Below are 21,579 nucleotides of genomic sequence, written 5' to 3'. Positions count from 1 at the left end.
TGGTCGGATCCGGCACGCGCGGTCGATACCCTTGACACCATGACGTCGCACCAGACCTCCCAGACGATGAAGCCCGCGACCGCGGCGAAGAAGCTGGGTGTGTACCTAGAGGCCACCCCCGCCGAGTTCCGGGACGGTGTCGTCTCACGGGCCGAGCTGAACACCCTCCAGTCCGACCCGCCCGAGTGGCTCCAGGAGCTGCGGCGCAACGGCCCGCACCCGCGTCCGGTGGTCGCGGCGAGGCTCGGCGTCTCCATCGCGGGCCTGGCGCGCGGCGGTGTCACCGAGGCACTCACGACGGACCAGATCGAGGAGATCCGGCAGGAGCAGCCCGAGTGGCTGCTCAAGGAGCGTGCCACCCAGGCCGAGGTGCGCAAGGAGTCGGTGCGGATCAAGGCCAAGCACGCCGAGGAGGCCGAGCGGCGCGCGCAGGCCGGTCCCCGCGACTGAGCCCGCCCCGGCAACCGGAGCCCGTCGACGCGCGACGCCCGGCGGCCCGCCCCCTTCTCGCAGGGTGCGGGCCGCCGGGCGTCCGGCGTCAGCGGGCGTACAGGGCGGCGCCCGCGCACAGCGCCGCCGAGCAGAGGAGCGCCGCGAAGCTGCCGCACAGCAGACGGCGCCTGAGGTCCTCGTAGCGCTCGGTGTACTCCTGGCGGAGCTCGCCGGCCCGGGCGACCAGGGCGGTGAGGACCCGCCGGGTCAGCGCGACACGGTCCTGGACGTAGTGGCTGACGACGTCCTCGCGCTGGGCCGTGGTGAGCCACGGCATGCGGTCGGCGAAGTCCTCCGCCTCGCGCCGGGCCTCGCTCATCCGGCTCTGGGCGAGCAGATAGCCCTCCAGCCGGGCGATGCCGGAGGCCACGTCGGGCCCGGGGCCCTGCGCGGAGCGGGTCACCGGCTGCCCCTCACTTGTCGCCGAGCGGCGGGGCGACCCCCTGGCCCGGTTCCACGACGTCGCGCCGGCCGGTGTCCGAGGCATGGTCGAGCGAGGCCATCTCCGGGTGGTGGAGGTCGAAGGCCGGGGACTCGCTGCGGATGCGCGGGAGGGTGACGAAGTTGTGCCGCGGCGGCGGGCAGGACGTCGCCCACTCCAGCGAACGGCCGAAGCCCCACGGATCGTCGACGCCGACCGGCTTCCCGTACTTGGCCGTCTTCCAGACGTTGTACATGAACGGCAGCATCGACAGGCCCAGCAGGAACGAGCTGATCGTCGAGATGGTGTTCAGCGCGGTGAAGCCGTCGGCGGCCAGGTAGTCGGCGTACCGGCGCGGCATGCCCTCGGCGCCCAGCCAGTGCTGGATGAGGAAGGTGCCCTGGAAGCCGATGAACAGCGTCCAGAAGGTCATCTTGCCGAGCCGCTCGTCCAGCATCTTGCCGGTGAACTTCGGCCACCAGAAGTGGAATCCGGAGAACATCGCGAACACCACGGTGCCGAAGACCACGTAGTGGAAATGGGCGACGACGAAGTACGAGTCGGAGACGTGGAAGTCCAGCGGCGGAGACGCCAGGATGACACCCGTCAGACCGCCGAAAAGGAACGTCACGAGAAAGCCGATGGCCCAGAGCATCGGTGTCTCGAAGGACAGCGTCCCCTTCCACATCGTGCCGATCCAGTTGAAGAACTTCACACCGGTGGGCACCGCGATGAGGAACGTCATGAAGGAGAAGAACGGCAGGAGTACGCCGCCCGTCACATACATGTGGTGCGCCCACACCGTCACCGACAGACCGGCGATCGCGATCGTCGCGCCGATCAGGCCGATGTAGCCGAACAGGGGCTTGCGGGAGAAGACGGGGATGACCTCGGAGATGATGCCGAAGAACGGCAGGGCGATGATGTACACCTCCGGATGGCCGAAGAACCAGAAGAGGTGCTGCCACAGCAGCGCTCCGCCGTTGCCCGCCTCGAAGACCATCGCACCGAATTTGCGGTCGGCCTCCAGCGCGAAGAGCGCCGCGGCCAGCACCGGGAAGGCCAGCAGGACCAGCACACCGGTCAGCAGCACCGTCCAGGTGAACATGGGCATCCGGAACATCGTCATACCGGGCGCGCGCATGCAGATGATCGTGGTGATGAAGTTGACCGAACCGAGGATCGTGCCGAAGCCGGAGAAGGCCAGACCCATGATCCACATGTCGCCGCCCACACCGGGCGAGCGCACCGCGTCGGTGAGCGGGGAGTAGGCGAACCAGCCGAAGTCGGCGGCGCCCTGGGGCGTGAGGAAGCCGGCCACCGCGATCAGCGAGCCGAAGAGGTACAGCCAGTACGCGAACATGTTCAGCCGCGGGAACGCCACGTCGGGCGCGCCGATCTGCAGCGGCATGATCCAGTTCGCGAATCCGGCGAACAGCGGCGTCGCGAACATCAGCAGCATCACCGTGCCGTGCATGGTGAACGCCTGGTTGAACTGCTCGTTGGAGACGATCTGCAGACCGGGTCGGGCCAGTTCGGCGCGCATCACCAGCGCCATCAGACCGCCGACGAGGAAGAAGCCGAACGCCGTCGTCATGTACAGGGTGCCGATGGTCTTGTGGTCGGTGGTCGTCAGCCACCTGATCACCACATTGCCGGGCTCACGCCGTTTGACGGGCAGCTCGTTCTCGTACGCATCCTCGTCCGCGGCTGTGCCGACCGGCGAATGCGACTCAGATACCACGTGAACTCCCCGCACATGAGTGGGCTGTCTGACTTTGCAGAGATACAGCGGCAATCTATCGGCCGCACCCCGCGAACAGGCCCGCAACATCGGCCGTCCGGGGGAGGAAAAAACGGCGCCACGCATTCGGGTGACATTCCTGGACGGTGATCGACGGAAAATCACCGCCATTTCGGCGGGAGAAACGTATCGCCGTCGCATTTACCGATGAGAACACCGCGGCGCGCACCCTGTGGACGAGCGCACGGGGACGGGCCGCCGGCCCCGCGCCGGACGGCGGCGGGCGACCGGGGCCCCGTCCGGAAGGGCGGGGCTCAACCGGGGGCCCCGTCCGAAGGGGCGGGGCTCAGCCGGGGACGCCGTCGCCGGTGCGGGCGGAGCCCGCGGAGAGGGCGGCGACGGCCTCCGCGGTCGTGGCGTGGACGCCGAGCGGCGTGCCGCTGGTGTCGCTGTTGGCCTGGATCAGCCGCCGGGCCGCCGCGCCCGGGGTGGCGACGCACATCGGGACGCCCAGCCGGGCGCACATCCGGTGGGCCCGCACCACCGCGCTGACCGCGGCGGCGGCGACCGCCGGCGTGTCCAGCTCCACGACCACCGGCGCCGGGGCGTACGCGCCGACCAGCCGGGCGATGCCGGTGGAGAGGGCGGACCGGTCGCCGATGCCGACATCGGCGGGGAGAGAGATGACCAGAACGCCGTTCCCGAGCGTGTGGGTCAGCAAGACAGCCTCCGATCACCGCACGGCGTGCGAGGTTCCGCGTATTGAAACCGCACCGCCGAGCCGCCCGCAACGCGCCACGCCATCGTCCGGTGACCGACCGCGTGCGGAGCGCGACCGCCGGCGGCGGCGTGGCGGACGCCACGGCGCGGACGTGTCCCACGTCATGGTCCGCCGACGGCGGCCGCCGTAGCCTCGCGGGCCGGGACACGTACGGAAGCGACCTCGGATGCCTGCGGTGCACACAGACCTCACCCCGCTGATAGCGGCGACCACACGATGGCTCACCGGCGCCTACCCCTCGCCGGGCGGTGCCGTCTCGCAGGCGCTGGGCGAGGCCCAGGCCCGCCAGGCGGTGACCGTCGCGGCCCGGCTGCGGTATCCGACCTCCGTCGACGCCGCCCTGGTCGCCATGGCGGGTCCCGGCGGCTCAGCGCGGCTCGACGCGCTCGCGGGGGCCGTCGCGCCCGCCGCCGGCCGGGAGCACGCCTGGCGGAGTTGGGTGGACGAGGTGGTCGCGAGCTGGGCGGCCTGCCTGCTCGCGTCACCGGTCCTGGCCAGGGCGGCGGTCGACGCCCTCGGGGACGCCGTCCGGGCGGACTTCCGGCGCCTGACGGCACCGGCGGCACGCGATCTGGACGCGGCGGCCCTGCTGCGCCACCCCGACCTGGTCCTGCCGGTGGCCGCGCTGCACCGGGCGGACCTCACCGGCCGGCTCGGCACCGGCCCGGCCCTGGCCTGCTGACATCCCCCGCCCCGCCATGACCTGCCGGGGGCTCCTCCGCGGCCGACGCCGCTCCCTCGGGCCCCTCCGCGGCTGCCCGGGAGCGGCGTGTCAGCCGAGCGGGGCGACGCGGTCGCGCAGGACCGTGAGCGCCGGGGCGTACATCCGGGCCTTGATGGTGCCGAGGGTCGCCCCCGCCTTGGCGACCAGCGCCGCGGCCTTCTCCACCGCGGTGTCCCGGACGGCCGCCTCCTCGACGGCCGTGTCCACGATCGCGGCGGCGAGGGCGTCCCGGCCCCCGTACCGGCGGGCGGTGGTCATGGCCTCGTGCGCGGTCTGCGGCGTGAGCCGGCCCTGGACGAGGGCGGACATGCCGGGGGTGAACGGGATGTCGATGTCCGCCTCGGGCAGGCACCAGTAGCCGCGGTCGGCCCGCATCACCCGGAAGTCGTGGGCCAGCGAGAACATCGCCCCGGCGGCGAAGGTGTGCCCCTGGAGGGCGGCCACCGTGATCACCGGCAGGGAGAGCATCCGGGCGAACAGGTCATGGACCGAGACGACGTAGTCCAGGTGCTGGTCGGCATGGGCGAAGAGCCACTCCAGGTCGAGGCCGTTGGAGTAGAACTTGCCGGTGGCGGTGGTGACGAGAGCCCGGGGCCCCTCGGCCTTCTCGACCTCGTCGAGGGCGGCGCCGACGGCGGCGATCCAGTCGGGGTGGAAGCGGTTCTCGCCGTCCCCCAGGTCGAGCAGGAAGACATTGTCCTGGCGGTCGAGCACGGGCATGACGGCTCCCTCGGGCTGGCGGCGATCGGTGTGCCGGCGGGCCCCGCGACCGGCGGCCCCGCCGGGCCGCCACATACGGACCTACCAGTCGGTAACTTATTCCGCCCGCCCGCCCCCGCGCAAGAGCCATGAAGCCCCGGGCCCCGGGACCGGCACGGTCGCGCCGTACCCGGGACCCGGGCGTCAGGCCCGGGCCCCGGCTCCCGCGGCGAGGCGCCGGCGGTGGGCGGCCACCGCCTCCCGGGTCTCCTCGGCGATCAGGTCGGCGTTGATCTGGGCCCCGGCCATGGCGCCCGCCGCGGCGGCGTTGCCCACCTGGGCGGTCGGATCGGTGACATTGCCCGCGACCCAGACCCCGGGGACCTCCGTGCGCCCGGTCGGGTCGGCGGGGACGTGCTCGCCCGCGCCCGAGGGGTGCTCCACCGCGCGCAGCCCGAGGGCGGAGAGGAATCCGGCGCGCGCCTCCATCCGCGGCGCGACCACCACCGCCGCGGCGGCGACGACCGTCCCGTCGGCGAGCCGCACGCCGGTGAGCCCGTCCCCGTCCGCCTCCAGCGCGGCGACCTCGCCCTCGACCACCCGCACGCCCCGTGCGGCGAGCTGTTCCGCCTGCTCGGCCGTCGGCGGTTCCATGGTGTGCGCGAAGTAGGTGACGTCGTCGCTCCACTGCCGGAAGAGCAGCGCCTGGTGCACGGACATCGGTCCCGACGCCAGTACGCCGATGGCCCGGTCCCGGACCTCCCAGCCGTGGCAGTAGGGGCAGTGGAGCACGTCGCGGCCCCAGCGCTCGCGCACGCCCGGCACGTCCGGCAGCCGGTCGGCCAGTCCGCTGGCGACCAGCAGGCGCCGCGCCCGTGCGACCCGGCCGTCGGCGAGCCGGACGGCGAAGCCCTCGCCGTCGCGGTCGACCGAGGCGACCTCGCCGTCCACCACCTGCCCGCCGTAGCCGCGGACCTCCTCCCGTCCGCGCGCCACCAGTTCGGCCGGGGCGATGCCCTCCCGGGCCAGCAGGCCGTGCACGCCGTCGGCGGGGGCGTTGCGCGGGGCCCCCGAGTCGACGACCGCCACCGACCGCCTGGCCCGGGCCAGCATCAGGGCTCCGTTCAGCCCGGCCGCGCCACCGCCGAGCACCATCACGTCATAGCTGTTCGTCAGCCGATCGGTCACCGTGACCACCTCCGCGACGAGCATGCGGGCGCGGGCGCCTCCTCGGCAAACAGAGTTGCGGTTCCGGCAAAGTTCCGGCAACGCGCCCGACGCGAAGGTTCCGGCAGGAGAAGGGCGGCCCGACGGCTCAGGGCGCGGCCGGGGCCAGCCCGTCCTCGACCAGTCCGGCGAGTACGGCCTCGCCGAGGGCGTGGACGGCGGACTGCGGACGGACCATCACGGTGAACTCCTTGATCCGGCCGTCGTCGGCGAAGTGCAGCATGTCGATGCCGTGGATCTCCTTGCCGCCGGCGGTGGCCCGGAACAGCAGGATCTCCGCGGGGGCGGACGCGCCGTCGGAGCTGGTCTCCGCGGCCCCGGCGAACTCACCCACGTAGCGGAAGTCCTCGAACGTGCGCAGCAGCACGCCGAAGAGGCCGAGCACCATCGGCCGGCCCTCGAAGGGGGTGAACTTCACCGGGCTGTAGAAGCGGACGTCCTCGGTGAACAGATCGTCGAGCGCCGCCAGTTCGCGGTTCTCGACGGCGGCGCGGAAGCGCTGGGCGGTGGTGGTCATGACTGCTCCTCGGGCTACTCATCATTCGGAGTACTCATCAACATGAGTATCATGAGGGCCATGGCCCGGCACAGGCCCCGGGCGGAGAGGAAGCGGACCGGTGGCGTTGCGACATGCCGTCCTGGCGGCACTGCTCGACGAGGAGCTGAGCGGCTACCAGCTCGCGAAGGCGTTCGACCTCGGCGTGGCGAACTTCTGGCACGCCCAGCCGCAGCAGCTCTACGTGGAGCTGACCCGGCTGGAGAAGGAGGGGCTGATCACGGGCCGCGAGGTCGTGCAGGACAACCGGCCCAACAAGCGGCTGTTCCGGGTCACCGACACGGGTCTGGCCGAACTGGAGCGCTTCACCGCCGCCGCGCCGAAGCCCTCCTTCATCCGGGACGACCTGGTGGTGATGGTCCAGGCGGCCGACCACGTCGACACGGACGAACTCGTCCGGCAGCTCACCGAACGGGCCGTCTTCGCACGGGCCAAGATCGACCTCTTCGACCGGCTGCTGCACACGATGCGCGGCGAGCGCTCCGAGGCCGAGTTCCTGCGCACCGGCACCCGCGTGGGGCCCTATCTGACCTGCCTGCGGGGGCTCGCCTTCGAGCGGGGCAACCTCGACTGGTGCGAGCGCACGGTGGCGGTCCTGCGGGAGCGGCGCACCGCGCACTGACGGGCCGCCGGCCGCCCGGCCACCACGACGGGTCGGGCCGACCGTACCGACGGACCGTCAACTTCCGTGCGGGGCACCGCACTTCGCGTCGGCATCCGGTGAACGCCGGGGCATGGGGCGGTCGTCGGGCGCCGGGCCGCTTCTGCCACAGTGTCGGCTGCAGACCGCGCCCGGCGCCCGGGCGCTCCGCCGTCCCACGCCTGGAGGCCATGATGACCGCGCCCAGCACACCGGCTCGCAGACCCGGACTCTCCCCCACCGTCCGCGCCTCGCTGATCAGCGGAGCCGTCGGCGGCGGAATCGGGGCCGTGATGAGCGCGCTCGTCAACTACCTGGTCATCGGCATGCCGGACAGCGAGACGGTCAACGCCGTCAACCACGCCGTCTCCGGCCTGGTGAGCGGCTTCATCGCGGGCTTCGCCGGCCTCCTCGCCCATCTGCGCCGCAAGCCCGCCGCGCCGGAGGCCTGACGCCCGCACGGCCGCGCGCCGGTCCGGAGGCGGACCGGCGCGGGAGCCGCACGCCGCGGGAGCCGCACGCCGCGGGAGCCAGACGGCGCGGTGCGGCTCGGTCGCCGTGCGGCTGCCGACCCGTCAGACGGCCGGGGTGCCGAGCGCGGCGAGGAGTTCGCGCTCGCGGCCGGCGCTGAGGCCCGCACGGCGCGGCCGGTCGAGGCCCTCCTCGCGCTCCCAGCGCAGGGTGTCGGCGACCAGGTCCGCGCGCGGCCGGTGGGCCAGCCCCGCGGCGACGGCCGCGGAGCCGTCGCGGGCGCAGAAGCCCTCCCAGCCCGGCTCGACGATCCACAGGGGCAGCGACTCCTCGCCCATGAACTCCGCGACCCCCTGGTCGTGCAGCCACGCCGAGTCCGCCGGCACGACCGGGCCGGTGTGCCCGCCGGCCGCCCGGGAGAGGGAGATCCACTCCTCGAAGGGCATGACCGGGCCGACCGCGTTGAAGGCGCCGGTGGTGCCGCGGGCGGCCGAGTCCAGCAGCCAGGCAGCGAGGTCCCGGACGTCGATCACCTGGGTGGGCATGCCCGGGGTGTCCGGCACCAGCAGGGGGCCGTGCGGGTCGCGTGCGGCGCGGGCCGCCCAGTAGCCGGTGCGGCAGGAGTGGTCGCCGGGGCCGCCGATGAGGCCGGCGCGTGCGATGAGCAGCCGGTCACCCACGGCGGCGACCGACGCCTGCTCGCAGGCGGACTTGGCCTCGCCGTACTCCTCGCGGTCCACCTCCGGCAGCTCGGTCGGCGTCCGCAGCGGCGCGGACTCGTCGGTGCCCGGCTCGGCGTGCGAGGCGTAGACGTTCCCCGAGGAGACATAGCTCCAGTGCCGGGCGTGCGGACCGATCCGCGCGAGGGCCTCGCGCACGAACGCGGGCTGCCAGGACACCTCGACGACGGCGTCCCAGGTGCGGTCCAGCACGGGGGCGTACGCGCCCGCCTCGCGCCGGTCCGCCGGGACGAGCACCGCTCCGTCCGCCACCGTGCCGCTCTCGCCGCGCGCGAGGCAGGTCACCCGGTGGCCGCGCTCCAGGGCCAGTCGTGACACCTCGCGGCCCACCCATGCCGTGCCGCCCAGTACGAGTATCTCCATGTCCGCACTCAAGCATCCGCGGGAGGGCGCCTCCAAGCGGGTTCACCGAGAGCGGATGCGCCGGTCAGGGGCACCGGGGCCCGGCCGGGGCGGCCGGGCCGGGGCGCCCGCGGGGTCAGCGGCGGGCGCAGGACCAGGCGCCCATGCCCTGGATGGCGGCGAGTCTCCTGGCGGTCGCGATCTGTTCGGAACGGGTGGCCAGGTCCGCCCGGGGCGCGTAGCGGCGTCCGCCGGCGGCGACCCAGCTCGACTGGGTGAACTGGAGTCCGCCGTAGTGTCCGTTGCCCGTGTTGGCGCGCCAGTTGCCGCCGGACTCGCACGCGGCGATGGCGTCCCAGTCGGTGGCCGCGTGGGCGGGTGCGGCCCCGGCGGCGAGGGCGAGGGCCACGGCGGCGGAGGCGAGGGGGCCGAGGACGCGGGCGCGGCGGAAGAGGGGCCGGGCGACGGTCTGGTGACGGGACATCAGATGCCTTTCCCTGCGGGGGCACCGCCCGGGGCCGGGCGGTGCCCCCGACCCTAGGTTCGGGCCCCGGCGGCGGCACCCGGTGTTGCGCCCATCGGGTCGCCGGCCGCCACCGGGTGCGCCGTCCCTCCGAGGGGGCGGGCGGCGCACCCCGGCGGGTCAGCCGAGTTCGGCGAGCAGGTCGCCGCCCTCCACCTGCTGGATCGGGTTGATGGCCAGGCGGCGCACCGTGCCGCCGTTCGGCGCCGTGATGGACGCCTCCATCTTCATCGCCTCGATGGTGGCCACCGTGGCGCCGGCCTCGACGGTGTCGCCCTCCGCGACGGCCAGGGTGACCACCCCGGCGAACGGGGCCGCGACATGGCCCGGATTCGCCCGGTCCGCCTTCTCGGTGACCGGGATGTCGGAGGCGGCGGCCCGGTCGCGCACCTGGATGGGCCGGAGCTGCCCGTTGAGCGTGGACATCACGGTGCGCATGCCCCGCTCGTCCGCCTCTCCGATGGCCTCCAGTTCGATGAGCAGCCGCACGCCGGGCTCCAGGTCGACGGTGTACTCCTTGCCCGGGCGCAGCCCGTAGAAGAAGTCCCTGCTGTCGAGCACGCTGGTGTCGCCGAACGCCTGTCGGTGGGTCTCGAACTCCTTGGCCGGGCCGGGGAAGAGCAGCCGGTTCAGTGTCGCGCGCCGGTCCTTCTCCAGCCCCTCGCGGTCCTCGCCGGTCAGCTCCTGGACGGGCTTGGGGCCCGGGCGTCCCTTGAGGGCCCTGGTGCGGAACGGCTCCGGCCAGCCGCCGGGCGGGCTGCCGAGCTCGCCGTGGAGGAAGCCGATGACGGAGTCGGGCAGGTCGAAGGTGTCGGGCTCGGCCTCGAAGTCCTTCGGCGACACGCCCGCGCCGACCAGGTGGAGCGCCAGGTCGCCGACCACCTTCGACGAGGGGGTGACCTTCACCAGCCGGCCGAGGATCCGGTCGGCGGCCGCGTACATCGCCTCGATGTCCTCGAAGCGGTCGCCGAGTCCGAGGGCGACGGCCTGGGTCCGCAGGTTGGAGAGCTGGCCGCCGGGGATCTCGTGGTGGTAGACGCGCCCGGTCGGGGAGGCGAGACCCGCCTCGAAGGGCGCGTAGACGCGGCGCACGCCCTCCCAGTAGGGCTCCAGGTCGCCGACGGCCTGGAGGTCGAGCCCGGTGGGGCGGTCGGAGTGGTCGGTGGCCGCGACGATCGCCGACAGCGAGGGCTGGGAGGTGGTGCCCGCCATGGACGCCACCGCCCCGTCGACGGCGTCCGCGCCCGCCTGGACCGCGGCGAGGTAGGTGGCGAGCTGGCCGCCCGCGGTGTCGTGGGTGTGGATGTGCACCGGCAGGTCGAACTCCCTGCGCAGCGCGGCGACCAGCTTCGCGGCGGCCGGGGCGCGCAGCAGTCCGGCCATGTCCTTGACCGCCAGCACATGGGCGCCGGCGGCGACGATCTCCTCGGCGAGGCGCAGGTAGTAGTCGAGGGTGTACAGCTTCTCCGCGGGGTCGGAGAGGTCGGAGGTGTAGCAGAGCGCCACCTCGGCGACCGCCGTGCCGGTCTCGCGCACCGCGTCGATGGCGGGGCGCATCTGGCCGACGTCGTTGAGGGCGTCGAAGATGCGGAAGATGTCGATGCCGGTGGCGGTGGCCTCCTCGACGAAGGCGGAGGTCACCTCGGTCGGGTAGGGCGTGTAGCCGACCGTGTTGCGGCCGCGCAGCAGCATCTGGAGGCAGATGTTGGGCACCGCCTCGCGCAGCCGGGCGAGCCGTTCCCAGGGGTCCTCGGCGAGGAAGCGCAGGGCGACGTCGTAGGTGGCGCCGCCCCAGCACTCAAGGGACAGGAGCTGGGGGGCGGTACGGGCGACCACCGGTGCGACGGCGAGCAGGTCGCGGGTGCGCACCCGGGTGGCGAGCAGCGACTGGTGGGCGTCGCGGAAGGTGGTGTCGGTGACGCCGATGGTGGGCGACTCGCGCAGCCATCGGGCGAAGCCCTCGGGCCCGAGCGCGGTGAGCTTCTGGCGGGAGCCGGCGGGCGGTTCGCCCGCGGGCAGCGGCGGCAGCTTGGCCGTCGCGTCGATGAGCCGGGGGCGGTCGCCGTGCGGCTTGTTGACGGTGACGTCGGCGAGGTAGGTGAGCAGCTTCGAGCCGCGGTCGGCGGAGTGCCGGGAGGTCAGCAGGTGGGGGCGCTGCTCGATGAAGGAGGTGGTGATGTTCCCGGCCTGGAAGTCGGGGTCGTCGAGCACGGCTTGCAGGAAGGGGATGTTGGTGGACACGCCGCGGATGCGGAACTCGGCCACGGCGCGCCGGGCGCGGCCCACCGCGGCCGGGAAGTCCCGTCCCCGGCAGGTCAGTTTGACGAGCATGGAGTCGAAGTGGGCGCTGATCTCCGTGCCCGCGTGGGCGGTTCCGCCGTCGAGCCGGATGCCGGAGCCGCCGGGCGAGCGGTAGGCGCTGATCATCCCGGTGTCCGGGCGGAAGCCGTTGGCCGGGTCCTCGGTGGTGATGCGGCACTGGAGGGCGGCGCCGCGGAGCTGGACGGACTCCTGGCTCAGGCCGAGGTCCGCCAGGGTCTCCCCGGCCGCGATGCGCAGCTGGGCCTGGACGAGGTCGACGTCGGTGACCTCCTCGGTGACCGTGTGCTCGACCTGGATGCGGGGGTTCATCTCGATGAAGACGTGCCGGCCGGACGGGTCGAGCAGGAACTCCACGGTGCCGGCGTTGCGGTAGCCGATCTGGCGGGCGAAGCTGACCGCGTCGGCGCAGATCCGCGCCCGCAGTTCCGGGTCGAGGTTGGGCGCGGGGGCGAGCTCGACGACCTTCTGGTGGCGGCGCTGGAGCGAGCAGTCGCGCTCGAACAGGTGGATGACGTTGCCCTCGCCGTCGGCGAGGATCTGCACCTCGATGTGGCGGGGTTCGACCACGGCCTTCTCCAGGAAGACGGTGGGGTCGCCGAACGCGGACTCGGCCTCGCGCGCCGCCGCCTCGATCGACTCGCGGAGCGTCGACGCGTCCTCCACCCGCCGCATGCCGCGCCCGCCGCCGCCGGCGACGGCCTTGACGAAGACGGGGAAGCCGAGGCCGTCGGCGGCCCTGACGAGTTCGTCGACGTCGGTGGAGGGCTCGGAGGAGCCGAGCACGGGCACTCCGGCGGCCTTGGCCGCGGCCACGGCGCGGGCCTTGTTGCCGGTGAGTTCGAGGGTGTCGGCGCCGGGGCCGACGAAGGTGATGCCCGCGCTTTCGCAGGCGCGGGCGAGGTCCGGGTTCTCGGAGAGGAAGCCGTAGCCCGGGTAGACGGCGTCGGCGCCCGCACGGCGGGCGGCGTCCACGATCTGTTCCACCGACAGGTAGGCCCGCACCGGGTGCCCGGGTTCGCCGATCTCGTAGGCCTCGTCGGCCTTCAGCCGGTGCAGGGAGTTGCGGTCCTCGTGCGGGAACACGGCGACCGTTCGCGCGCCCAGCTCAAAGCCGGCGCGGAACGCCCGGATGGCGATCTCGCCACGGTTGGCGACGAGTACCTTGCGGAACATGCGCGATCCCTTCTGTCTGCCCTCTGCGGGCGCGTCACGCGGGTGGCGCGCGGCCCCGGCACCGGTGCTGGCAGAGTAGAGGTTCCCCGCGAAGGCCTGTATGTGACCATGCGCACGCCGGACGGCAGGTGTGAAGGGGCCTGACAGGGGTGAGACGGGCCACGGGCGCGGCGGCCGGACCGGGCCCCCTCCCGCCCGGACCCGGCCGCACGGCTCGCTCAGCCGTCCCGGGCGGGGCGGGTCGCCGTGACGATCCAGACCGCTCCGGGCAGGCGCACGCCGTCGGGGCTCTCGAACTCCCGGAGCGCGTCGCGTACCTCGGCGCGCACCCGCGCCACGGTGCCGGCGTCGACCTCGCGCAGGTTGTGGCGGGTCGGGCCCATGGAGAAGACGAACTCGGCGGCGTCGTCCGCGTCGGCGCCCAGCGTCATGGGCCCGGAGCACGGGGCGATCCCGACGCCGGTGAACCCGGCCGCGGTCAGGATCTCGCGGATGCGCACCGGGTCCAGGAGCGAGCCCATGCCGCGGGCGGCCGGCGACGCCTCGCGCATGTAGGGGGCGAGGGCGGCCGTCGCCCTGCTCCAGGCGCTGTCCGGGCCGCCGGGCTGCGGGCCGAGGAAGGCGAGCCGGCCGCCGGGCACCAGGGCGTCGCGCAGGTGGGTGAAGGCCGCCACGAGGTCGGCGAAGAACATCACCCCGCCGCGGCTGATGAGGACGTCGTAGCCGTCGCCGGGGAAGGGGTGCACCTGGGCGTCGCCCTGTTCGAAGGTGATGTTGGCGAGCCCCTCGGACTCGGCGTCGCGGCGGGCGCGTTCCAGCATGGGGGCGGAGATGTCGATGCCGACGGCGTGTCCGCGCGGGGCCAGCCGTGCGGCGAGCCGTGTGGTCTGGCCGGTGCCGCAGCCGATGTCGAGGACCCGGTCGGCGGGGGCGAGGCCCGCCGCGTCGAACAGGGGCGCGTTGAAGGCACCCATCATCCCGTCGTAGCGCTCCGGATGCTCGGCCCAGTGCACGCCCTCCCAGTCGTTCCATGCCTCGGCCTGCTGACGGTTGACGACGGTACGCACGGCTCACCCTGTCTCACTGGAACGTCTTCTGAAACATTTATCCGGAAAAGGACCCTAATGAGCCGCCGTTGAGCCGGGGTCACAACGCGCCGCGCGTCACCCCCAGGGGGCAACGCGGGCACTCCCGGGGAGGTCACGGGCGGGGAGCTCACGGGCGGGGACGGCCGCCTCGCAAAAGCTTGCGGAAAGTATCTGCACGATCTTGCCAGCACGGCGGCCCCCTGCTTGACTCACCGTCACGCGGGGCGGCCGGACGCCGTCCGGCGACGGCGCAGGGGAGGTACAGCGGTGAGCGCAGCGGAGCACGACGTCCTGGTCCTGGGCGGTGCGGGCGTCGACACGATCGTGTACGTGCCGCGGCTGCCGCTGCCGTACGCGGACAGCTACATGATCGGCTCCGGCATCGAGACCCGGGCCGGCCAGACCGGGGACTTCGTCGCCCTCGGCCTGAGTGCGCTGGGGCTGCGCACCCACCATCTCGACATGGTCGGCGACGACGGACCGGGCGACCTGGTCCGCGAGTTCCACCGGAAGCACGGCATCGGCCTGACCGCGCTCCCCCTGCAGGCGGGCACCAAGCGCGCGGTGAACCTGGTCGGCCCCGACGGCCGCCGGCTGTCCCTCTACGACAGCACCCGCGCGGACGCGGACGGCCGTGTGCCCGAGGCGACGGTCCGCGGCCTCGCCGGGGCGAGCCGCCACGTCCATGTCTCGATCACCCAGCCGTGGGCGTCGGCCCTCCCCCTGCTGCGGGAGTCCGGGGCGACCGTCTCCACCGACCTGCACAACTGGGACGGCACCGACGGCTACCACGAGGCGTTCGCCTTCGACGCCGACATCGTCTTCCTGTCGGCCACGGCGCTGGCGGACCCGGAGGCGACGATGCACCGGATCGCGGAGCACGGCAGGGCGCGCGCGGTCGTCGCGACGGCGGGCGCGGAAGGCGCCCGGCTGCTCGCGGACGGAGAGCTGACCCACGTCCCCGCGGTGGAGCCGCCCGGGCCCGTGGTCGACTCCAACGGCGCGGGGGACGCCTTCGCCGCCGCCTTCCTCTTCGGCCTGCTGTCCGGCGAACCGCTGCCCGTGTGCGCACGCTACGGAGCCGTCGCCGGGGCGTTCGCCTGCACCGTCCCCGCGACGCGGGCGGAGTGCATCGGCCGCGACGAGCTGCTGCGCCGCGCGCCGCGCGGCGTCGCGGACCTGCCGGCGGTCTGACGGCCCGCGCCGGCCGGGTCCGGCGCCCGCTGCGCCCGGACGAACCTCCGCCGGCGCAAGCCGGCTCGCCCGGCGACGCGCCCCCGGAGGAGGGCCGCCCGCCGGGCGGCGCGCCCTGCCCGGAGAGCCCGCCCGCCCGGGCGACGCGCCGTGGCGGTGGAGAGCCCGCTTGCCCTGCCGCCGAGCGGGAAGCTGCGACAGTGGCGCTTGCGCGGTTGCGACCGGTACGGACCGGTTCGGGCCGGTGGCGGCCGTTCCGGCGAGAGGTGGCAGGCGTGACGTCCCCGAGCGGGTCCCCGGCGAACGGGGCAGGAACGACGGCGGGGGACGGCACCCCGGGACGCGACCAGCGCTGGAAGGCGCTCGCGGTCTGTCTGATCGCCGGCTTCATGACCCTGCTGGACGTGTCGATCGTCAATGTGGCGCTGCCGTCCATCAAGGAGGGGCTCGACGCCTCGGAGTCGGTGCTCCAGTGGGTGCTGTCCGGCTACGCGCTGGCCTTCGGGCTGCTGCTGGTGCCCGCCGGGCGGCTCGGCGACGCCCGGGGGCGCCGGGCGGTGTTCATGCTGGGGCTCGTCCTCTTCACGCTCGCGTCGGCGGCCTGCGGAGCGGCGCAGTCCGGGACGTGGCTGGTCGTCGCCCGGGTCGCCCAGGGGTTCGCCGGGGGCCTGGTGACGCCGCAGATCTCGGCGCTGATCCAGCAGATGTTCACCGGTGCCGAACGCGGGCGCGCCTTCGGCATGTTCGGCACCGTGGTCGCCGTCTCCACGGCCGTCGGCCCGCTCCTGGGCGGGCTGCTCATCCAGTTCGCCGGGGCCGAGCACGGCTGGCGCTGGGTGTTCTACGTCAACCTCCCGCTCGGGGCGGTCTGTCTGGTGCTCGCCGCACGGCTGCTCCCGGACACCCCGTCGGCGGGCAAGGTGACCCTGCGCCGGCTCGACCCGGTGGGGGTGGTGCTCCTCGGGGCGGGCCTGCTGGCCCTGCTGCTGCCGTTCGTCCAGGCCCAGCAGTGGCCCGGCTCCCGCAAGTGGCTGCTGCTGATCGTGGCGGGCGTCCTGCTCGGCTGGTTCGCCCGCTGGGAGCGGCGCTGGGCGCGGCGGGGCGAGGAGCCGGTGATCGATCTGACGCTGTTCCGGGTGCGCGGCTACTGGCTGGGCTGCCTGCTGATCACGTTCTACTTCGCCGGGTTCACCTCCATCTTCTTCATCAGCACGCTGTACCTGCAGAACGGCCTCGGCTTCAGTGCCCTGCTCGCGGGCGCGGCGCTCACCCCGTTCGCGGTGGCCTCGGGCGTCTCGTCGACGGTGGGCGGGCGGCTGGTCAGCCGTTACGGGCGGCCGCTGATCGCCACCGGTCTCGCCCTGGTCGCCGTCGGTCTCGCGGGGACCGCGCTCGCCGTCCACTTCGTGCCCGGGAAGGCGGTGGGGTGGGCCATGGCCGCGCCGCTGCTGGTCGCCGGACTCGGCAGCGGGCTGGTGATCTCGCCGAACCAGACGCTCACCCTGGCGGAGGTCCCGGTCGGCCGGGCGGGCAGCGCGGGCGGGACGCTCCAGACCTCGCAGCGGGTCGGCTCGGCGATCGGCATCGCCGCCGTGGGGGCGGTGTTCTTCGCGCACCTCGGGCCCGAGCGCTGGGCCGACGCCTACGACGCGGGGCTGATCGTCTCGGTGGCCTTCGTCGTCGCGGCGCTGGTCATCGCCCTCACCGATGTGCTCGGCGGCCGCCGGACCGGCCGCGACGCCGGCCACCGGACCGGTGACGCGGGCCGCGCCGCCCCGCGCGCCTGACCGGCCCGGACCTCGCCGAAGGGCGGGCGGCCCGGCGTGACATCCTCGCGTGGTGCCGGGCGCCGGCCCGCCTCCCGCCGGCGGGCCCCGAGGCGCAGTGTCCCCCGGCGGCCGCCCGGGCCGCCGCCCAGCGAGAGGTCCCCGCCCCATGAGCCTGCCCCCCACCGGCCGCCGCGTCCTGGTCACCGGTGCCGCACGAGGTCTCGGCAGGGCCGTGGCCCATGCCTTCGCCGCCAACGGCGACCGGGTCGCCGTCCACTTCGGCAGCCGCGAGGAGGAGGCGCGCGCCACCCTGGAGTCGCTGCCCGGCGACGGGCATGTCCTCGCCGGCGGTGACCTCTCGGACCCGGCGGGTGCCGCCGCCGTCGCCGCGCGGGCGACGGCGGGGCTGGGCGGTCTCGACGTCCTGGTGAACAACGCGGCGGTCAACGAGCCGCATCCGCTCGCCGAGACCCCGTACGACGTCTGGGCCGAGACCTGGCAGCGCCATCTGTCCGTGAACGTGCTGGCCGCCGCCTGCCTCAGCCATCTCGCGGCCCGGGGCATGATCGAGGCGGGCACCGGCGGGCGGATCGTCAACATCGGTTCGCGCGGCGCGTTCCGGGGGGAGCCCGACCACCCGGCGTACGGGGCGACGAAGGCCGCGCTGCACGCGCTGGGCCAGTCGCTGGCCGTCTCCCTCGCCCCCCACGGGATCGGTGTGGCGTCGGTCGCCCCCGGCTTCTTCGCGACCGAGCGGGTGGCCCACCGGCTGCGGGGCGCGGAGGGCGAGGCGATCGCGGCCCAGAGCCCGTTCGGCCGGGTCGGCACGGCCGGGGAGATCGCGGACGCCGTGCTGTGGCTGGCGTCGCCCGGGGCCGAGTGGGCCTCCGGCACGGTCCTCGACCTGAACGGCGCGTCCTACCTGCGCACCTGACGACCGCCGTGCCTGCGGGTCCCCGGGACCCGTCGTGCCCCGGTGGGGATCGGCCAGGCGACTGACCCGTCTCAAGGGCCGGCCGCCCGCGGCCGAACCATGGGGAGACCACCGCTTCCCCGGCCTGCGTCCCGGCGCGCTCCCCCGCGCGCGGGCGCGCCGGGCGCGGGACCGACGCACGAGGGAGAGGCACACCATGGCGGAAGCGCGCGAGGGCACGCCGGTCTGGGCGGACGCGATGTTCGCGGACGTCGAGGCCGCCAGGACGTTCTACGCGGGCGTCCTCGGCTGGACGTTCGCCGAGCCGTCGGCGGAGTACGGCGGCTACACCCAGGCGTACGCGGACGGGAAGGCCGTGGCCGCCGTCGTGCCGCCCATGCCGGGGCAGGAGGGCCTGTCCCAGTGGTGTCTGTATCTGTCCTCGCCGGACGCGGCGGCGACGGCCGAGCGGATCCGGCAGCACGGCGGCACCGTGCTCATGGAGCCGATGCGGGTCGGCGACTTCGGCACGATGTGCCTGGCGCAGGACCCGGGCGGCGTCACCTTCGGTGTGTGGCAGGCCGAGCGCCACCGGGGCTTCGAGGCGACGGCCGTGCCGGGCGCCTACTGCTGGGCCGAGGTCTTCACCCGCGAGCCGGCCGCGGCGGACGCCTTCTTCCCGGCGGTCTTCGGCTACGGGGTGCGGCAGATGGCGGACGAGCAGATGGACTTCGCCGTCTACGGCTTCGGCGAGGACCGGCCCGAGATCGGGCGCATGACGATGCGGGCCGGGGACTTCCCGCCCGAGATCCCCGCGTACATCCAGGTGTACTTCGCCGTGCCGGACTGCGACCGGGCGGTGGCGATGGCGCAGGAGATGGGCGGGCGGCTGCTCTTCGGGCCGATGAACAGCCCGTTCGGGCGGTTCGCGGCAGTCCTCGACCCGCAGGGCGCCGCCTTCGCCGTCATCGACGTCGGCACGACCGAGGGTGAGATGCCCGCGTTCTCCTGAGCGGTGCCGGCGCGGCCGCCGCGCCGGCTTCGTCCGAAAGGCGGCCCTGTTCGGGTGGCACCCGGCGTGCGAGGTGAACCGGTGGCACGGCGGTGGGAGTCATGCACCGGGCGCTCTTCCGCGCCCGTGAGGTCGTGACACACAGAAGGAGCTTCTCCATGGGCCAGGGTGGCAATGTCATCGACGAGCTGACCGCCGATCACCGTCAGGTCGAGGATCTCTTCGAGCGGATCGCGGGCCTCGCCCCCGGCGATCCCGCGCTGCGCGGCCTCGCCGACGAGCTCACCAGGGAACTGGTCCGGCACTCGGTGGCCGAGGAGGAGCACTTCTACCCGGCGGTCCGCCGCTTCGTGGACGACGGCGACGACATGGCGGACAAGGAGCTGGCCGACCATGCCGAGATCGAGCGGATGCTGAAGGACCTGGAGGACTGCCCGGCCGAGGACAGCCGCTTCGAGAGCCTGATGGGGATGGTGCGGACGTCGGTGACGACGCATGTCTCCGACGAGGAGAAGCGGCTGTTCCCGCTGCTGGTGGAGTCGTGCCCGGGGCGCATCCTGGAGGAGCTCGGTGAGCGGGTCCGCGCGGCGAGGGCGAAGGCGCCGGTGCAGCCGCACCCGTCGGCCCCGGCGGGCGAGGCGTCCGGCCCGCTCGCCCCGGGGGCCGGGATGGTCGACCGGGTCCGCGACATGCTCGTCAGCCGCGGCGGTGCCCGCGGCTGAGCCCGCCGCCCCCGCCGGGCCCCGCGCCCGTGCCCGTGGCCCCGGCGGACGGAGCGCCGCCGGGGCCGTGCGCGGGTACGCGGAACTCAGCCCCGCAGGAAGCCGTCGCCGTGGGCGGTGATGTGGCTCTCCACGGCGGTCAGCGCGGCCTGGGTCGCCTCGGGCGTCCCGGTGCCGCGGCGCTCCGCGAGGTACGCGGCCCCCAGCTTCTTCAGCAGGTCGTTGCCGGCCCGCTGCTGCTGGACCTCGTCCACCTTCTGCTTGCCCTGGTTCAGTGCCGACTGGGCCTGTTCCTTCGCGCGGTCCAGGAATCCGGACACGTTGCCTCCTCGTGGTCCTCGGTGCGGCCGAGTCGGGTCCTCGACGCTGCGGGAATGATCTCCGGACGGGCCGCACGGCGCGCGGTGGCACGCCGGTGCGGCGGCACCGGCCGCCCGATCCGGTGCGCGCGGGGGCCCTTCCGCGGCCGGGCGGTTCACGGCCCCCGACCGGCTGCTGACCTGTCGTGACGGTCGGTTAGACTCGCGTGGATCACCGGCACACGACTGCCGGTGATCGCGCTTGTGCCGGTCCGGCGCGGCGGCCCCGGCGGGCGTACGCCGGTGTCCCGCACCCGGCACGGCCGGCGGCGGCTCCCGCACCGAGTCCGCGGATCCGGCGGGCGGATCGTGCGTGGAACCGGGGTGAGGTGTGGTGCAGCAGGTGCTCGTTGCCGGTCGTTACCGACTGGACAGACGCATCGGCCAGGGCGGCATGGGCGAGGTCTGGCAGGCCTCGGACGAGGTGCTCGGCCGGCCCGTCGCCCTCAAACTGCTCCTCGGCGAGCACGCCGACGCGCAGGCCGCGGCCCGGTTCCGGCTGGAGGCGCAGACCGCCGCGCGGCTCAACCACCCGCATGTGGTCGCGGTGTTCGACTTCGGCACCTGGGACGGCCGCTTCTATCTGGTGATGGAGCTGATACCCGGCCGGAGCCTCGCCGAGGAACTCACCGCCGCCGGCGGCCGGATGCTCGCGCCGGAGCGCGTAGCCGCCGTCGCGGCGCAGACCGCGGCCGGTCTGGCGTCGGCGCACCGGCAGGGCATCGTCCACCGGGACATCAAGCCGGGGAACCTGCTGTCGGACCCCGAAGGCACCGTGAAGATCGCCGACTTCGGCATCGCCCGGTTCGTGAACGACCCGTCGGCCGCGCTCACCACCACCGGCCAGATCGTCGGCACCAGCCTGTACCTCGCGCCGGAGCGCGCGCTCGGGCGCACGGCGGAGCCCGCATCGGACGTGTACGCGCTCGGCTGCGTGCTGTACCAACTGCTCACCGGACAGCCGCCGTTCCGGGCGGACACGCCCACCGCCACGCTGTACCAGCACATCGACGCGGTGCCGGTGCCGCCGGCGGAGCTGGGCTCCGGGCTCTCCCCCGCCTTCCAGAACTTCCTGCTCGTCATGCTCGCCAAGCAGCCGGAGGACCGGCCGAGCACGGACGAGGTCGCCGCCTGGTTCGCTTCGGACGCCTGGCAGGGGCGCTCCCGCCCGATGCCGGAGACCCGTCCGGCCGCCGCGGTGCCCGCCGCTCCGCGTCCGGCGCCCGCGGCCGTCGTGGCGCCCGGCTCCGGGACGGGGCCCGCCACCACGTACATGCTGCCCGGCTCCCGGCCCGCCGGCCGGGGGCACCGCTCGCCGGGCGGCCCGCGCCGCGATGTGCGCGCCGCCTTCCGGCGCCGTCCGCGCGTGGCGACGGCGGTGGCGGGGGGCGTCGCGTTCACCGCGGCCGTGCTCATCGGCATGGCCCTGTTCTCCCCCGAGGAGAGCTCCGCGGACACGCCGCTCACCGATCCCGCCCCGTCGGCGCCGGCCCAGGAGTCCGGGGCCGCGACGCCCTCCGGGGAGCCGGCGGGGGCGTCGCCGGAGCCCGTGGCGGATCCGGCGAAGGGGAAGAAGGACGACAAGCCCGGCGGCGAGCACAAGGACGGGCCCAAGGACGGCAACAAGGACGACGACGAGGACGACTGACCCCGCCCGGGCGACACGG

At 74.2% G+C, this 21,579-nt stretch carries 21 protein-coding genes; 10 read left to right on the top strand and 11 right to left on the bottom strand.

The window, feature by feature from the left end; genetic code table 11:
- Positions 1-39: 39 nt before the first annotated feature.
- Positions 40-450, top strand: a complete 411-nt coding sequence (locus JE024_RS32580) for a DUF5997 family protein (RefSeq protein WP_205377484.1) — start codon at positions 40-42, stop codon at positions 448-450.
- An 88-nt stretch (positions 451-538) separates the two neighbouring features.
- On the opposite strand, the gene JE024_RS32575 is transcribed toward JE024_RS32580, so the two are convergent.
- From JE024_RS32575 to JE024_RS32565, 3 genes are all read right to left on the bottom strand, one after another.
- Positions 539-895 (bottom strand): hypothetical protein, encoded by a 357-nt coding sequence (locus JE024_RS32575; protein WP_205377483.1) that lies wholly within the window; start codon positions 893-895, stop codon positions 539-541.
- A 10-nt stretch (positions 896-905) separates the two neighbouring features.
- Complete coding sequence (ctaD, locus tag JE024_RS32570) at positions 906-2,657, bottom strand: aa3-type cytochrome oxidase subunit I (protein ID WP_205377482.1); 1,752 nt, start codon at positions 2,655-2,657, stop codon at positions 906-908.
- A gap of 346 nt (positions 2,658-3,003) precedes the next feature.
- Entirely contained in the window at positions 3,004-3,378 is a 375-nt protein-coding gene (locus JE024_RS32565) for a hypothetical protein (protein ID WP_205377481.1), read from the bottom strand.
- 226 nt (positions 3,379-3,604) lie between these two features.
- Between JE024_RS32565 and JE024_RS32560 the strand changes: the two genes are divergently transcribed.
- Positions 3,605-4,120 (top strand): hypothetical protein, encoded by a 516-nt coding sequence (locus JE024_RS32560; protein ID WP_205377480.1) that lies wholly within the window; start codon positions 3,605-3,607, stop codon positions 4,118-4,120.
- A gap of 90 nt (positions 4,121-4,210) precedes the next feature.
- On the opposite strand, the gene JE024_RS32555 is transcribed toward JE024_RS32560, so the two are convergent.
- The 3 genes from JE024_RS32555 to JE024_RS32545 form a co-directional block, all read right to left on the bottom strand.
- Positions 4,211-4,882, bottom strand: a complete 672-nt coding sequence (locus JE024_RS32555; RefSeq protein WP_205377479.1) for an enoyl-CoA hydratase-related protein — start codon at positions 4,880-4,882, stop codon at positions 4,211-4,213.
- A 183-nt stretch (positions 4,883-5,065) separates the two neighbouring features.
- Complete coding sequence (locus tag JE024_RS32550; RefSeq protein WP_205377478.1) at positions 5,066-6,073, bottom strand: NAD(P)/FAD-dependent oxidoreductase; 1,008 nt, start codon at positions 6,071-6,073, stop codon at positions 5,066-5,068.
- Positions 6,074-6,176: 103 nt separating this feature from the next.
- Positions 6,177-6,605, bottom strand: coding sequence for a nuclear transport factor 2 family protein (locus JE024_RS32545; protein ID WP_205377477.1), 429 nt, complete (start codon positions 6,603-6,605; stop codon positions 6,177-6,179).
- A gap of 100 nt (positions 6,606-6,705) precedes the next feature.
- Between JE024_RS32545 and JE024_RS32540 the strand changes: the two genes are divergently transcribed.
- Complete coding sequence (locus JE024_RS32540; protein ID WP_205377476.1) at positions 6,706-7,266, top strand: PadR family transcriptional regulator; 561 nt, start codon at positions 6,706-6,708, stop codon at positions 7,264-7,266.
- Between the two features lie 212 nt (positions 7,267-7,478).
- Entirely contained in the window at positions 7,479-7,736 is a 258-nt protein-coding gene (locus JE024_RS32535; RefSeq protein WP_205377475.1) for a hypothetical protein, read from the top strand.
- Positions 7,737-7,859: 123 nt separating this feature from the next.
- Here JE024_RS32535 and JE024_RS32530 read toward each other — a convergent pair whose 3' ends face one another.
- The 4 genes from JE024_RS32530 to JE024_RS32515 all read right to left on the bottom strand — a co-directional run bounded on the left by JE024_RS32530 (position 7,860) and on the right by JE024_RS32515 (position 13,922).
- Entirely contained in the window at positions 7,860-8,858 is a 999-nt protein-coding gene (locus JE024_RS32530; RefSeq protein WP_205377474.1) for a Rossmann-fold NAD(P)-binding domain-containing protein, read from the bottom strand.
- Between the two features lie 115 nt (positions 8,859-8,973).
- The gene (locus JE024_RS32525) at positions 8,974-9,321 is read right to left on the bottom strand and encodes a transglycosylase family protein (protein ID WP_205377473.1); all 348 of its coding nucleotides are present in this window, start codon (positions 9,319-9,321) and stop codon (positions 8,974-8,976) included.
- A gap of 159 nt (positions 9,322-9,480) precedes the next feature.
- A complete protein-coding gene (locus tag JE024_RS32520; RefSeq protein ID WP_205377472.1) occupies positions 9,481-12,855 on the bottom strand; it encodes a pyruvate carboxylase in 3,375 nt (1,124 codons plus the stop codon).
- Between the two features lie 218 nt (positions 12,856-13,073).
- A complete protein-coding gene (locus JE024_RS32515) occupies positions 13,074-13,922 on the bottom strand; it encodes a class I SAM-dependent methyltransferase (RefSeq protein ID WP_205377471.1) in 849 nt (282 codons plus the stop codon).
- Between the two features lie 288 nt (positions 13,923-14,210).
- Between JE024_RS32515 and JE024_RS32510 the strand changes: the two genes are divergently transcribed.
- The 5 genes from JE024_RS32510 (at position 14,211) to JE024_RS32490 (ending at position 19,553) form a co-directional block, all read left to right on the top strand.
- Positions 14,211-15,137 carry a PfkB family carbohydrate kinase gene (locus JE024_RS32510; RefSeq protein ID WP_205377470.1) on the top strand — a complete coding sequence of 309 codons (927 nt, stop codon included), beginning with the start codon at positions 14,211-14,213 and terminating at the stop codon, positions 15,135-15,137.
- A 275-nt stretch (positions 15,138-15,412) separates the two neighbouring features.
- On the top strand, positions 15,413-16,924 hold the full coding sequence (locus JE024_RS32505; RefSeq protein ID WP_244883301.1) for an MFS transporter: 1,512 nt from the start codon (positions 15,413-15,415) through the stop codon (positions 16,922-16,924).
- 148 nt (positions 16,925-17,072) lie between these two features.
- Positions 17,073-17,840 (top strand): SDR family NAD(P)-dependent oxidoreductase, encoded by a 768-nt coding sequence (locus tag JE024_RS32500; protein ID WP_205377469.1) that lies wholly within the window; start codon positions 17,073-17,075, stop codon positions 17,838-17,840.
- 196 nt (positions 17,841-18,036) lie between these two features.
- Entirely contained in the window at positions 18,037-18,831 is a 795-nt protein-coding gene (locus JE024_RS32495; protein WP_205377468.1) for a VOC family protein, read from the top strand.
- A 158-nt stretch (positions 18,832-18,989) separates the two neighbouring features.
- Entirely contained in the window at positions 18,990-19,553 is a 564-nt protein-coding gene (locus tag JE024_RS32490; RefSeq protein ID WP_205377467.1) for a hemerythrin domain-containing protein, read from the top strand.
- 86 nt (positions 19,554-19,639) lie between these two features.
- Here the strand turns inward: JE024_RS32490 and JE024_RS32485 are convergent, their stop codons facing one another.
- A complete protein-coding gene (locus tag JE024_RS32485) occupies positions 19,640-19,873 on the bottom strand; it encodes a hypothetical protein (protein WP_205377466.1) in 234 nt (77 codons plus the stop codon).
- Positions 19,874-20,306: 433 nt separating this feature from the next.
- Between JE024_RS32485 and JE024_RS32480 the strand changes: the two genes are divergently transcribed.
- Positions 20,307-21,560 carry a serine/threonine-protein kinase gene (locus JE024_RS32480; protein ID WP_244883603.1) on the top strand — a complete coding sequence of 418 codons (1,254 nt, stop codon included), beginning with the start codon at positions 20,307-20,309 and terminating at the stop codon, positions 21,558-21,560.
- Positions 21,561-21,579 lie beyond the last annotated feature (19 nt).

The sequence above is a fragment of the Streptomyces zhihengii genome (assembly GCF_016919245.1).
Taxonomy (GTDB): Bacteria; Actinomycetota; Actinomycetes; order Streptomycetales; family Streptomycetaceae; genus Streptomyces; species Streptomyces zhihengii.
Note: the sequence above shows the minus strand (reverse complement) of the source record. Positions and strands in the feature narration are given on the sequence as shown.

What these genes read in the sequence shown, in the direction of transcription:
- JE024_RS32495 (WP_205377468.1), top strand. Translation starts at nt 18,037, where the DNA reads ATGGCGGAAGCGCGCGAGGGCACGCCGGTCTGGGCGGACGCGATGTTC.
- JE024_RS32500 (WP_205377469.1), top strand. Translation starts at nt 17,073, where the DNA reads ATGAGCCTGCCCCCCACCGGCCGCCGCGTCCTGGTCACCGGTGCCGCA.
- JE024_RS32555 (WP_205377479.1), bottom strand. Translation starts at nt 4,882, where the DNA reads ATGCCCGTGCTCGACCGCCAGGACAATGTCTTCCTGCTCGACCTGGGG.
- JE024_RS32545 (WP_205377477.1), bottom strand. Translation starts at nt 6,605, where the DNA reads ATGACCACCACCGCCCAGCGCTTCCGCGCCGCCGTCGAGAACCGCGAA.
- JE024_RS32520 (WP_205377472.1), bottom strand. Translation starts at nt 12,855, where the DNA reads ATGTTCCGCAAGGTACTCGTCGCCAACCGTGGCGAGATCGCCATCCGG.
- JE024_RS32490 (WP_205377467.1), top strand. Translation starts at nt 18,990, where the DNA reads ATGGGCCAGGGTGGCAATGTCATCGACGAGCTGACCGCCGATCACCGT.
- JE024_RS32525 (WP_205377473.1), bottom strand. Translation starts at nt 9,321, where the DNA reads ATGTCCCGTCACCAGACCGTCGCCCGGCCCCTCTTCCGCCGCGCCCGC.
- JE024_RS32480 (WP_244883603.1), top strand. Translation starts at nt 20,307, where the DNA reads ATGGGCGAGGTCTGGCAGGCCTCGGACGAGGTGCTCGGCCGGCCCGTC.
- JE024_RS32530 (WP_205377474.1), bottom strand. Translation starts at nt 8,858, where the DNA reads ATGGAGATACTCGTACTGGGCGGCACGGCATGGGTGGGCCGCGAGGTG.
- JE024_RS32560 (WP_205377480.1), top strand. Translation starts at nt 3,605, where the DNA reads ATGCCTGCGGTGCACACAGACCTCACCCCGCTGATAGCGGCGACCACA.
- JE024_RS32580 (WP_205377484.1), top strand. Translation starts at nt 40, where the DNA reads ATGACGTCGCACCAGACCTCCCAGACGATGAAGCCCGCGACCGCGGCG.
- JE024_RS32550 (WP_205377478.1), bottom strand. Translation starts at nt 6,073, where the DNA reads ATGCTCGTCGCGGAGGTGGTCACGGTGACCGATCGGCTGACGAACAGC.
- JE024_RS32535 (WP_205377475.1), top strand. Translation starts at nt 7,479, where the DNA reads ATGACCGCGCCCAGCACACCGGCTCGCAGACCCGGACTCTCCCCCACC.